At 36.4% G+C, this 13,097-nt stretch carries 13 protein-coding genes; all 13 read right to left on the bottom strand.

The genetic code is table 11. The features are described from left to right. The 13 genes from PVK79_RS17975 to PVK79_RS17915 are packed head-to-tail and all read right to left on the bottom strand — an operon-like array spanning position 1 to position 13,093. Positions 1–699, bottom strand: a complete 699-nt coding sequence (locus PVK79_RS17975) for a nucleotidyltransferase family protein (RefSeq protein WP_182731000.1) — start codon at positions 697–699, stop codon at positions 1–3. Then, positions 696–2,144: a PfkB family carbohydrate kinase gene (locus PVK79_RS17970; RefSeq protein ID WP_182758299.1), complete on the bottom strand. Its 1,449-nt coding sequence runs from the start codon at positions 2,142–2,144 to the stop codon at positions 696–698. The genes PVK79_RS17975 and PVK79_RS17970 overlap by 4 nt, the downstream gene beginning before the upstream one ends. Beyond that, the gene (locus PVK79_RS17965) at positions 2,141–3,196 is read right to left on the bottom strand and encodes an alcohol dehydrogenase catalytic domain-containing protein (protein ID WP_145239471.1); all 1,056 of its coding nucleotides are present in this window, start codon (positions 3,194–3,196) and stop codon (positions 2,141–2,143) included. Before PVK79_RS17965 ends, PVK79_RS17970 begins: the two co-directional genes overlap by 4 nt. 3 nt (positions 3,197–3,199) lie before the next feature. Then, positions 3,200–4,048: an FkbM family methyltransferase gene (locus tag PVK79_RS17960; RefSeq protein WP_145239468.1), complete on the bottom strand. Its 849-nt coding sequence runs from the start codon at positions 4,046–4,048 to the stop codon at positions 3,200–3,202. Next, positions 4,048–5,826, bottom strand: a complete 1,779-nt coding sequence (locus PVK79_RS17955; RefSeq protein ID WP_257326281.1) for a thiamine pyrophosphate-binding protein — start codon at positions 5,824–5,826, stop codon at positions 4,048–4,050. Before PVK79_RS17955 ends, PVK79_RS17960 begins: the two co-directional genes overlap by 1 nt. Then, positions 5,827–6,597: an SDR family oxidoreductase gene (locus PVK79_RS17950; protein ID WP_145239465.1), complete on the bottom strand. Its 771-nt coding sequence runs from the start codon at positions 6,595–6,597 to the stop codon at positions 5,827–5,829. Continuing rightward, a complete protein-coding gene (locus PVK79_RS17945; RefSeq protein WP_076923526.1) occupies positions 6,597–7,652 on the bottom strand; it encodes an alpha-ketoacid dehydrogenase subunit beta in 1,056 nt (351 codons plus the stop codon). The genes PVK79_RS17950 and PVK79_RS17945 overlap by 1 nt, the downstream gene beginning before the upstream one ends. After that, a complete protein-coding gene (locus PVK79_RS17940; protein ID WP_169019240.1) occupies positions 7,642–8,598 on the bottom strand; it encodes a thiamine pyrophosphate-dependent dehydrogenase E1 component subunit alpha in 957 nt (318 codons plus the stop codon). Before PVK79_RS17940 ends, PVK79_RS17945 begins: the two co-directional genes overlap by 11 nt. Next, the gene (locus tag PVK79_RS17935; RefSeq protein ID WP_257326280.1) at positions 8,598–9,290 is read right to left on the bottom strand and encodes a class I SAM-dependent methyltransferase; all 693 of its coding nucleotides are present in this window, start codon (positions 9,288–9,290) and stop codon (positions 8,598–8,600) included. Before PVK79_RS17935 ends, PVK79_RS17940 begins: the two co-directional genes overlap by 1 nt. Then, positions 9,268–10,263, bottom strand: a complete 996-nt coding sequence (locus tag PVK79_RS17930) for a GDP-mannose 4,6-dehydratase (RefSeq protein ID WP_169019241.1) — start codon at positions 10,261–10,263, stop codon at positions 9,268–9,270. Before PVK79_RS17930 ends, PVK79_RS17935 begins: the two co-directional genes overlap by 23 nt. Positions 10,264–10,266: 3 nt before the next feature. Beyond that, positions 10,267–11,541, bottom strand: coding sequence for a hypothetical protein (locus tag PVK79_RS17925; RefSeq protein ID WP_076923523.1), 1,275 nt, complete (start codon positions 11,539–11,541; stop codon positions 10,267–10,269). Continuing rightward, positions 11,541–12,149 (bottom strand): SIS domain-containing protein, encoded by a 609-nt coding sequence (locus PVK79_RS17920; RefSeq protein ID WP_076923522.1) that lies wholly within the window; start codon positions 12,147–12,149, stop codon positions 11,541–11,543. Before PVK79_RS17920 ends, PVK79_RS17925 begins: the two co-directional genes overlap by 1 nt. Continuing rightward, on the bottom strand, positions 12,146–13,093 hold the full coding sequence (locus tag PVK79_RS17915; protein WP_145239453.1) for an NAD-dependent epimerase/dehydratase family protein: 948 nt from the start codon (positions 13,091–13,093) through the stop codon (positions 12,146–12,148). Before PVK79_RS17915 ends, PVK79_RS17920 begins: the two co-directional genes overlap by 4 nt. Between the last annotated feature and the right edge of the window lie 4 nt (positions 13,094–13,097).

Raw genomic sequence — 13,097 nt, 5'->3', positions numbered from 1 at the left:
TTATACCAGTTTTTGGGCACGCTGATAACTCTCGGGCGTGCCTATATCCATATATTCATTATCTACGATCCACCCTTGCATTTTTCCAATCATGTTAGGCACTATGTCTTTGCTTAAATCATAAAATTTATCTTCTTTTAATTCTTTAAAATACCGCTCATAAACAGAATTAGAAAAAACAAAGAGTGCTCCGCTTGCGATATTTCCGGGAGGGTTAGCTACTTTCTCATGAAATTCATGGATGACATTATTGGTGTCCATAACTACAATACCGCATTGACTCGGTTGACATGAAGTAAACAGTAGTAGTGACACATCTACATTGCCCGGTTTAGTGTTATGAACGTGAATTAAGCCTTTTAAATCACTGAGGCAGAAATTATCAGCATGGATCACAATCACTTGTTCATCTTTCCAAAAGTGAGCATTTTTAATTAATGTGCCGCCAGTACCAAGTAATGTACTTTCTTTAACAATGGTTATTTTATTTCTATAGGGCGATTGGCTGATGTAGCTTTCGACCTGCTCAGCTAGATAATGGACGTTAATTAGTATTTCAGATACACCTAAATTATCTAGCTTCTCTAACCAGTAAGATAGAAGAGGGCGTCCGGAGATTGGCACTAAACATTTTGGAATTGTATTAGTCAAAGGTTTTAACCGAGTGCCTAATCCTGCTGCTAGCAATATCGCTTTCATATATTTTTGAATGACTCCAGTACTCGTTGCTGGAGCGTGTTAAAAGACAGTGGCTGATTTCCTAGTGTATCTACTTGGCAAGCGGCTGCAATACTTGCAATATAAAATGCCTGCCACGGTGTCGCACCTGAGCACAAAGCAAGGCTACTGGCAGCTAAGAAGCAATCACCAGCTCCCGCAGGATCAACCGCATTACGGTTAATCGCAGGAAGCATATCATTTTCCCATTGGCCATTTTGATCTGGTAGATGGATAAAAATACCTTCTCCCGCAAGGGTAATAACCAACGACATCGGATTAGCTTTTTCACACAGTTTTTGCGCTAAAATAGGTAGACCATCATCAATGTTATTCAGAGCAACACGGACTTCTTTTTCTGTTGGTGTTATTAGCATCATATCTTTATAACGGGCAATGTCACCAACTTGAGAAGAGGTTTGGCTGTCTGCGACAACACGTACATTGTTTTCTTTGCATAAAGCAATGACTTTATCGACCAGAGTTTGAGGTAATAATCCATAATTAAAATCAGAAAATACCAGTAAATCGAAGTTGTTAATACTACTTTCAAGTTGCATGTATAAATCGGTTTGAATTTCTTTAGAAATTTTATGCTGTCGAACTTGATTGACCCTTAGAAGTGTTTTATTCCCAGCTCTATATCGTGATTTTAATGGTGTAGGGCGACTGCCATCATCGAAAAGTATAGTATCAATATTGTATGCGTTAATATGATTTTTTACGTAATCAGCTTTATCATCTTTGCCAAGTACCGAGAAAAGCGTAACTTGATTAGCTCCTAGCCCTTTTATATGACCTGCTGTAATTGCTGCTCCGCCTAAAAATGTATCCGTTCTATCTGGTGTCATCACTATGGTAGGATCCTCCTGAGATAAGCCTACCGCAGTACCTTGGATATATTCATCGACGATTATTTCGCCAATTACAGCAACACGGTTTTCACTAAATTGAGAAAATACCGTGTTGATTGATTGATAATCAAACTGATGCCTTGTTGCATAACTTTGGCATTTTTTGTAATCAAAGTTATGACCATGGCTTATTGTTCTTGTAATATATTGTTCGGAATTAGATTCGAACTCACCAGAGCCAAAAATAAGCTTTCCTCCGTACATTTCAACAAGAGCATGCTCAGGATTGTGCCTACTTTCAAACTCTTTACCTTTCACGACAATATGAGGCTTGAGGCTCTTTACGGTTTCTGCTGGAGTTAAATCTGATAAAAATGCTTCATTCACACATTCGAGGGATTGAACCATCTCTAGGCGATGTTGTTCGTTTACCCGACTCTTTAACCCCATAGATTTGTCGCTGTTAACAGCAACAATTAGTTTATCACCACACTCTTTTGCAAAACGAAGTAAGCGAATGTGGCCAGGGTGTAAAATGTCAAAGTTTCCTTGAACAAGGACTTGCTTATTCATACTTCAATATTCTCAAAAGTAATGATGGCTCTGGTAATTTCTCTTCGTTCGAGCGCCGATATTGCTTCATTGATTTGATTCAAAGAATAGCGATGGCTTATCAAAGAATTAATAGATATTTCAAGTTTTTGAATAATATCTGCAATCGATTTTAAATCTTTGTCTGGATTACAATTACCTCCCCAAGTTCCAAAAATTTGCTTTCCACAAATTAGTTGATGAGGATCTAACTTTATAAAATCGCCAGTTTTTGGATGTGAGGCAAAATAGCATTTACCGCTGTTATGTATATTATTAAAAGCGAATTCTATGGTTTCACATAGTCCAGCACTCTCAATAGCATAATCAAAGCCGTTAGGGTGTTGCTCTTTGAGTAAAGCTAGGCTTGCTTCTTCATATAAATAAGCTTCATCGGCGCCTAGTTGTAGTGCTAAGTCACATTTAGATTGTTCAATATCTACAACTATGATTTTTTTTGGTCTGAAATGTTTAAGCATTAATAGTGCACTTATGCCTATACCACCTAGTCCGATTAATATCACATTACTATTAGAGTGTGGTTGTATCTGGTTTAGAACCATACCGGCTCCTGTGGGGAGGGCGCAACCGAGTAAAACAGCTAACTCATTTGAAATACCTTCAGGGCAAATGGTTACTCTATTCTCAGATATAACAGAGTACTCTGAAAAAGTCGTAACTGGACCTGCATTGATAATTTGACCCTCTTTGCTAATTAGATGTGTCCCACCGGAATCGATTCCACTGCCTTTTAGCCAACCAAGAACGACACGATTTCCTTGTTTAACCTTGGTAACACTATTGCCAACTGCTATTACTTCACCTACACCTTCATGACCCATTAAGTGGGGCAAATACTTGTCTTCTCCTCTAAGGCCTTTACTCTCCATCAGCTGGCTTCTACACAAGCCAGCCATATGCATTTTCACCAGAACTTGATTATCTTTCAAATACGGTATTTTTAAATCGAGTAGTTGAAGGGGCTGCTCTATATCTATTAATACACCTGCTTTAAAATAAGTTGGAATATTCATATTTTACCAAGGCATCTTATTTTTACTAGAAAGGAAAACACTACCTTCTCTATGACTTAGGGGTAATTCGGCAAGAGAGTTCACTTTTTTCCAATCATTTTTTTGAAGAAAAATATTTAAGCCGACTTGTAAACTGTAGTCGAAAATAGTTTTTGCATTTTTTTCGCCATTAATTTCCATCATAAAATCAATTTTTAAAGCGTCCTCCGAAGAAATTGAAGTTAATACATCTGCTTCTTGACCTTCAATATCAATTTTAATTAAGTCAAATTCTTTAGCTATATTACCTATGTTATTAACTTTAACTTCAAATTTATCTAGCTCTCCATAGGGATTACTTTTTGCGCCGCTCAAATGACTTCCAGTTAAGTTTCCACATACTCGTGTAAATTCAGCTTTGCCATCAAAACTTGCCGCGGCTTCATTTATTGGCTTAATCTTTTTACAATTATTTAATTCTAGGTTTTGTTTTAAAACGCGGAATGTTTCAGGGTCAGCTTCAAAACATGTAACTTGATAATCTAATAAGCTCAGCACTATTGAATGCAGACCGATATTAGCGCCAAGATCTAACACATTCTTATAGTTATTTTTATTTTTCAAGTAAAAGCTTAAAATGATTAGCTCATCAATACCAAACAAATGAGTCGTATTAATATTGCCCATATCGTAATAAGGAAGAGAAAATGTAATATTATCCGTTAATAAAAATGTTGGTGTTGATGTCGTGTTATAAGCGCTGGCAATTACTTTTGATAGTTTTTTGTTAAGAAGCTGGTAATCACTGCTTGATTGTACGTGTGATTGTGTATTCCTAGCTAGCATAACCAGCTCTTGGTGTAAGTTTATCATTATAGATTTTCCTTCAAACTGGGTATAAGCATAGCTTTTTTTTGTTTTATGTAAGCAAGTTCAGGGCTCATATTCTCTAATGGATTGCCATACTTGATAATCGGTTCATATCTAAAGTTTGGGTTAATTACTAATTCGATAAGCTTTGGCCCTTCTTGATCCATGCGAAGGTGTAAACGTTCTACTAATAATTTTAATTGCTCATTATTTTCAACTTTTTCAGAGTCGATCCCATAAGCTTTAGCAACTTCAGAAAAATTTATGTGAGGCAAGCCATTATTACAATCAGCAGAAAAATAATTTGAGTCTAGCCAATCATCTTGGGTTTGTTTTATCATACAATGACCACTATTGTTAAATACAATAATAATGACTGGAAGTTTCAAGTGATTTAACGTTGAAAGTTCTTGGATATTCATTTGCAAACCACCATCGCCAACTATACAAAATACTTCTTTTTCTTTTGCTAGGGCAACACCAATCGATGCAGGTAAAGCATAGCCCATGGGGGTATTATTATATGAAGAAATATACTGCTGGCCTTTTTTCTCTTTACCGTAGACAAGAGTTAAAGGTAAGCAAGTACCTGTATCCACACATATATTTTGGTCATCACAGAAAGCACCACTAAACAACTCAACAGCTAAATATGGGTTTACACCACCGTAATTATATTCAGGTATGTAGTTAAACTCTTGTGTGACATCCGTAATATAATTTAGCCACACATCGTTATTTTTAAATATTTCAATTAAATCTTCACAATGCAGTGAAAAAGCATCTAAAAAAACTTGAACAGATACAGGAAATTGATAGTTGATTACTTTGCCTAATTGGGCAAATTTCTCTATTTCATTATGGTCAATATCCACCATTGCGATTTTAGCTTCACGTGCAAAAGTATCTAATTTTGCTGTGGCTTTTGAATCTAGTCTGCACCCAATAGAAATTATAAAATCACAATTTTGTAAAACGATATTATTCCCACGTAAAGAATGAGTTCCAAAATTCCCTAGATTTAGCTCGTCATCATGATTTGCAATCCCTTTGAGCGGCCAAGTCGATAGAAAGGGGATTTTTAGTTTTGTTGCAAGTGAAATTAACCGTTCTGCTGAGTTATGGCACCCAGCACCAAGAATAAATAAAGGTTTTTTCGCTTGTTTTAATGACACTATGAAGTTATTAAATATGTTTTCTTGAATTACTTTATGGTTTACAGTTGATTGATTAAAAGCTTCAAATGGTATTTTTCTTATATCTAATATCTCTCGCTGAAAGTCATCAGGAATATCTATTAACACAGGCCCTGGCCGGCCACTTAATGCTGCTTTTATAGCTTCAGGTAATACAGTGATAATGTCATTAGGTCTTTTTAATTGTATTGCGTACTTTGTTATTGGCTTTGCCATAGAAACAATATCGGTTTCTTGGAAACCATATTGTCGAACCCCTAATTTATGCGATTGCCTAAATGAAGCTACATTTCCAGTTATATGTAAAGTAGCTACAGAGTCAAAGTAGGAGCTTGCGATACCTGTTAATAAGTTTGTAGCGCCTGGGCCTGATGTGGCTATAGTCACGCCTAGTACATGGTGTGTTTTTGCATAACTATCAGCAGCCATCGCACATGATTGCTCATGTTGCATTGCAATAGCTGAAAGCGAAGGGTGTTTTTCAATTGAGTCAATTAAATGTAAAGCAGCACCGCCTTGCAGAACAAATACATGCTTGATATCTAATTGAGCAAGGTAAGATGCAATATAATCCGTTAGTTTCATTTATGTATGCTCTTTATTGAGTCTACGCAATTTGTAGATATTTGGGTTTTCAAGAGACTCCAAAAAATCCTCATGAAAAATTTCTTTGGATGCAATGCTATAGTTTCGTCCACTAAACTTACTATTTGCATTATCAAGAAGAAAAATTAAGGAGTCGATGACCAGTTGCATAGACACAAAGTCATTTTCCTCATATCTTCTGGCTGTTTCCTTATATGCTTCCGGCACTATTTCTTTTGCGTGGAGTGTTTGTTGGTGAATAGGTGTATCTACCCAGCCAGGACCAACATTTAGAAAGATTAAATCGGGATATTCAGCAGCTAAAACTTCAGTCATTTTTATTAATGCTACTTTCGCATTTATATAAGAGTTGAACTTCGTCGGGGCGCTATTGACGCCTCCGCCAGCAAAGGTCAGGATTTTGCAGTTTGATTTCATTTTTAGAACTGCTGAACTTAACACTTGCACTATAGATAAGTAATTAATTCTATATGCATTTTCCCAATCGTCATAAGAGCAATCTGATAGAGAACCGATTGGCTCGAGTGTGCCATGAACAAAAATTATACTATCATATATTGAAAAGTTCGTTTTATGGCACCAATCGTCAACGTTTTTTTGTGAGCTAAAATCAACTTTTGTTAGTTCAGCAAAATCTAAGTTTGATTTTCGCCCTCGATAAGTACCGTGAATAATCGTATTTTGGCTTAAGCGCTCAGCAAGTGCTTGCCCAATACCACTATTTATTCCTGTAATTAATACTCGATTCATTAAAACGGGCCTTTAAACCAGTTACCAGGAACATCGTGAGGAAATTCTACATCTTCGGTCATAAATATTTCCCTATCAAGGAGTTCAGATACAGCTTTAGTAATCTCAGTTCTGGTTTTGTAGTATTTTTTTGTTAATCCAAAGCTCGTAGGTTCAGGGTAAGAGGGGAGTGCTATTCGTTTTATTGGTTTTTTTAAGGAAGTAAAGCATGCTTCATATATTTTTGCTGAAATTTCACTAGAGACAGAAAATGAGTTATGTCCTATATCAGTGCATATGCAGGTTTGAGTCTTATTGACCGAGTTATAAATAGTTTGCCAATCAATATTTGTCGGTTCAGATACCTCAATTACCTCGCAGTTAACACCTTGTTTTTTTAGGAAGTTGTGGCAGTGTATGGCTTCTAGGAGCATATAGCTATTAGCGATGATAGTGACATCTTCACCTTCTTTGATGACTCTCGTTGTTTGCATGTTTGAGTTGTAATCGACGCACGTTTCTTTGTCGATGTTTTGGTTATGCAGCCATCGATGTTCAAGGAAAATAGTTGGATTATTATCCATTATACTTTGATAAAGTAGCTGTCCTACATTATCAGTTAAGCTTGGAGTAACAACTTTAAGTCCAGGGATATGTGCAAACCATGATTGCAAGCTTTGTTGATGAGTGGGTCCTTGACCCCAACCCCTACCTATGATTAAACGTATTGTTAAAGGTACAGTCATTTGCCCATTAAACATGTAGTGCCACTTAGCGGCATTATTTACAAGTTGGTCCATGGCAAGCAAGAAAAAATCGACTCGTTGATGGGTCATTAATACACGTGTGCCAGTAATAGCTGCGCCAATCCCCACACCCGTCATTGCATTTTCAGATGTTGGCATATCAAAGACACGGTCTGAGCCAAACTTTGATTGTAAGCCTGTAGTTGTACCAAAAATAGCTTTTGGATCATTAATACCTAATCCCATACAAATCATGCTATCGTCTTCAGCCATGGCACAGTGCTGTGCTTGGTTTATTTCTTCAGCGAATGTTGTTGTTTTATTTTGCATAAAGAAACTCTTCGTTTAACTGTGGATTTGGAAAAGGGCTATTTTCAGCAAAAAGAAAAGCATCTTCTATTTCATTTTTTATTTTGATAATCATTTCGTTATGAGTTTTCTCGAAATGTTGATCTGCTGATAGTTCCGCGAATAATAATTTTAACGGATCTTTTTCAAGCCATGTTTTGACTTCACCTGCGGCTCTGTAGTTTAAGTCATCATCAAAATTAGGACCGCAATGCTCTCTGTGACGATATGTATCAAGCTCTAAGAGTGCTGGGGCATTATTCTTTCTAATATATTCAATAGCACTCTCAACGGCATGGGTTAGTGGTATTAAAAGATTTCCATCAGCGTGAAAGCTTTCAACTCCAATTGATTGCGATAAATCCGTAATGCTTCTATTAACTGGCTGGCGAACTTCTAATGGGCTATACACTGAATAGCGGTTATTCTCACATATGAATAATATAGGAAGAGATTTAACTGCTGCAAAATTTAACGACTCGTAAAAAGCGCCTTCTTCCGTTGCACCGTCACCAAAATAACTTACGGTCAAAAAATTGCTATTTTGTAGTTTTTGACTTAGCGCACTGCCAACCGCCAGTGGTATACTATTACCCACAATTGCAGTGCTAGCTATAAAACCGCAATCCAAGTCTGTTAAGTGCATAGAGCCACCTCTGCCACCTGTGCAGCCTGTCGCCTTGCCATATAATTCAGCTATCATTTTCTTTAATGATCCGCCTTTGGCTAGATAGTGGGCATGTGCTCTATGTGAACTGAAAGCCTTATCATCTTTAGATAAAAAATTAGAAACAACAACAGGTACTAGCTCTTGACCTATTGACAGATGTGTCGGGCATCTCATTTCTTGCTCAGGGTAGCGTAAGGCTATCATTTCTTCTATTTTTCGAATTCTTAATGATTCGAAATATGCATCAAGTTTTTTCATTAGGGTATAAACCAATAAAAATCGCCAGTGTAGCCTGTATCTTTGAAAAACTCTTTCCACTGATCAACATGCATCATTGTTTTGGCTGTTAGATTCCAGGCTTCCATGCGTTCTTTTTCTTGTTCATTTCTATATGCATCAACAGTAATAAATGCTTTAGCTTTAGAAACTCGCTCTATTTCTTGCAGTGCTTTTGCGCAATTATTAAGATCTAAATTATGAATAGTGTTAATTGATATTACAGTATCAAAACTATTGTCTTCGAAAGGTAATTTAGTAGCGCAACCTTGTTGTAATAAGTGCTTTACTTCCTGTTTGGCATTGTCTAATGCGTAATGGGATATATCTATTCCACTTAATGTCATTGTTGGTAGCTGTTGTAAAATATCATAAAGCATAAATCCTTTTGCACAGCCTACGTCTAATAAACTGCTATTTTCTTGCAGACCAAAGTGCGTAATAAAGTCAGGCACGACTGGCTGCCAAAATCTTGAATGATAGTTAAAACCACCATAGCCGTGCTCTCTATCACCATCAAAGAATTCCTCGTCAAATTGGCGCGCTATAGCTCTAACTGCTTCACTTTTGGCTTCTAATCTACCAGAAAGATCACGCTTAGACTTAGGGTAATTTTTTAGTAAATCTATTTCTTGTCCTATCATGATTGCCTCAAGGTTTGTGAATATAGTCATGTTCTTGCTTGGCGAGTACATCTAAATTTTGCTTCATCCAATAAATTGTACGTTCTAAGCCGTTTTCTAATGAAATAGAGTCTTGCCAATTTAGCTCGGAGCGAATTTTTTTTGTGTCTAATAAATATGCTGCATCTTTTCCTAATCGATCTTCAGTCGATTGGCACACTTGTTCAAATGGGAGCTTAAGCATATTGCAGATTGTTTCAACGAGTACTCGAATAGAGATCATTTGATCTGTTGAAATATGGTAAATATCACCATTTTTACCCTTTTCGCCAATAAGTTGTGTCGCTGAAGATACATCGTCAATATGTATAAATGATCGTGTTGAATGCCCTCCGCCATGCAGCTGTAATTTTTTGCCTAGTAGGGCATATAAAATAGTACGAGGGATTATGCGATAAAGCTGTTGGCCTTCACCATAAACATTGGCAGCTCGTGTAAATACCACTGGAAAGTCATAAACATCTGCAAATGTATGTAGACTCATATCTGCAGCAGCACGGGAGACTGCATATGGTGTACTGGGTTGATAATTAGTATGCTCTGGTACTAATCCGTTACAACTACCATAAACTTCGGGAGTTGATATATGGATGTATTTTTCAAGGAAATCTAATTGTCGGAGAGAATTGTGTAACTTGATCGTTGAAACAGTGTTAGTCATAAACCAATGTTCAGGATGTTGCCAGCTTTGACCAACCATGCTTTGTGCAGCAAAGTTATAAATTTTTTTAATTTTTTTCTGTTTAACAATATCAATAATTTTTTGCAGATGATGATTTATATCCAGTTGGCTAAATTGCAATTTATCTGCATTTTTTTGCCAACTATATGGTAGTAATGCTGAATTAGGTTCTGATGAGCGACTAACAGCAACAATTTGCTGATCATTTTTTAGCATATGCGCACAAAATGATGCCCCTGAAAATGAATTGCTTCCTAAAACTAAAATTGATGAGTCATTCATAGTTTAGATTGCCGCCTTATTTATTTTATTCTCAAGAAGAGAAAATTGAGTTTGAATATTTTCAAATGAATCATCCATCCATGCATTTATTTGAAATTCATTATCATTAAAGTAATGATTTTTTCCAACTTCAAAGCCGTGCATGCTATTTGTTCTGTCTGATAGATTTGGAATATCATTCGAACACCATCTAAAAATGATTGAGCGAGCCCCTTCAAGATAGCTAATCGGATAAAGAGGACCACTGTCAACACCCATATTTATATACGCTTCATGGTATAAGGCGAGCCTGATACTTAAATCTACAGCTGCAAGGGGATACGTTGTAAGCGATTGATATTTTTCTTCAAGGGGCTCACTTACTTTATAAGTATCTCTAATAATTAGCGGAAAGTATTCATTGAGGTCTAGTGATAATGCAAAATCAAGCCATGCCGTTGTATTGCTATTTCTGTGCTCGGAATTTGCCCAATATTCTCTCAATGTAATTGTTATTAGCTTTTTTTTGCCCACGTTATGTCTTATGAAGTCATTAACAATAGTATAAGCTTGTTGTGGAGGTGCTAAGTTACTTAATTTAATATTTTGCTCGGCATAAGATTTTAATAATTTAAAATCTCCAGCTGCTTGTCTAGGGTTTTGAAAGTAGTTATTTGGATATATGCTAGGGTTCAAGCTTTTATAGTATACAAGGCTACTTTGCGAAATCGGCTGATCAATACCTATGCATGAGGCAAGACAATTAAACATGGGTTTAATAACCTTTTCGATACGCCATTTAGCATCAACGTTATCGTGATATACATTTAATCCTGGAGTATCGTCACTATGGCTAGGGATAATTACAAATTGAATATTTTTTTTATTTTGTTTTTTTCGTTCTATTTCAGCTAAAACGATAAAAGTAGTTACATCAAAGCAGGGCAAATTATAAGAGAGATCATAAAAAGCATATAACGTTGATTTAGTATCAATATCAAATTGCATTTGTATACAAGGAATGAGCTTACCGCTCATGTGGTTAAAAAAAGAACATTGATTAGTGGTAATACCAATTTTATTTAAAGATTGTAAGATATCAAAGACAAATTCAGAACAAATTACTACTTGGAGCGTTTGTTTTTTTTCTAGTTTTGATAATTCTTCTAATGATTTTGCAGGCGTGCCTTTGTATGATTCGCCACCATTTGTACAAGCAAAAATATTATTGTCAGTATTATATTCTGATCGGATAAACATTTCTGTTGAGGCTGTAATTCCGTAGACAATGGTGGTCATTAATTAGCCTCACGTAATGCATTGTATAGAGCTTTCATTAAGATATGCCCGACAATAACTTGAGTATCTTCTGATATCTGCATATCTTGGACTTCGAAATGGAAAACTTGGTCAAGCATCGGCTTAACTTTACCGCCAGAAAATCCTAAAATGCCCACTGTTTTCATGCCAATGTCGAGTGCTTGTTGAGTCGCTCTAATTATATTTTCAGAGTTACCGCTACCAGATAAAACAAGTAAAATATCATTGCTGTTTGCTTTAACTTTTAGCTGATGTGCAAAAATATTTTCATAACCAATGTCATTGCCTAGGCAAGTTAAAACAGAGCTGTTTGCTGGTAATGCTTCAACTTTTAATGCATTACCTTCTGGGCTAATACCAAATGTAAAGTCATTTGCAAGGTGGATTGCATTTGCTGCTGAGCCGCCATTGCCACATAAATATAAAGTGCCGTTATTTGCCTTCATAGTAAGTAAGGTATCAACAAGACTCTTAACTTGTTCACTATCTAACTGTTTTAATACATCCGTTAGGGTGTTCACATAGTTTGTTGTCAGGTTTTTCACTGAATCCTTGGCTATAGTGGTTGCAGATTGGTTGTTAGTCATAAAACTTCTCTTTGCATCCATTTAAGGTTGTAAAAATGGTCTTCATCTTTAAGTAAGTCTTGTTTGTAAGCTGTAATAATTTCGGTAATGGCTGTGTCGACATTTTTATTGGGTGTAAAACCGGTAGATAGTAACTTATCTGAATTAATACGGTAACAACGAGGGTCATTTGAAGGAGTAACCTCAATCTCACATGCTATTTTAGCCTGTACCATTTTTGCTATATCCATAATTGAGATATTTTCAAACCCTGCATTAAAGACACCAGAGACTTTCTCTGGATTATCCAGCATATAAATATAGAGATCAGTAATATCGTCAATATGAATATTTGGTCTGACTTGATCGCCGCCAAACACTGTGATTTTTCCATTTTTTAGAGCTTGCATTGTCAGCATATTGACAGAAACATCTAAGCGCATTCGTTTAGATAAACCGCATACAGTTGCTGGGCGTACAATTTGTACCGCCATGTCGTCGGCATAACTGAGAAGTACACGCTCTGCAACCATTTTCGTTTTGTTGTATTCAGAAATAGGCTCAAGCGTTAAGTCCTCAGTTACTTGCTCTTCATCTTTAACGCCGTATACGCTACCCGATGACGCATAAATAAACTGTTTTATTCCACAGCGCTTTGCTTTATCGGCTAAGCGCATAGTTGCTAACGCACTCACTTCCCATGTTAATTTAGGGTTTAAATCACCACAGGGATCGTTTGCGATAGAAGCAAGATGAATAATAGAATCCACACCGTCTAAGTTAATCGTATCAGTGTCGCGTACGTCACCTTTAATGACTGAGAGGTTGTCATGAGAGGGCAAAAAATTACCAAACCATTGGATGTCAAACGCGATTACGCGATGGCCTAAAGCCAGTAGTTTTGGAACCAGTACAGTTCCTTTATAGCCAGTTGCACCGGTAACTAATATTGTTTTTGGATTCATTTAA

Source organism: Pseudoalteromonas rhizosphaerae (assembly GCF_028885455.1).
Taxonomy (GTDB): domain Bacteria; phylum Pseudomonadota; class Gammaproteobacteria; order Enterobacterales; family Alteromonadaceae; genus Pseudoalteromonas; species Pseudoalteromonas rhizosphaerae.
This window is presented reverse-complemented; position numbering and strand designations above follow the sequence as displayed.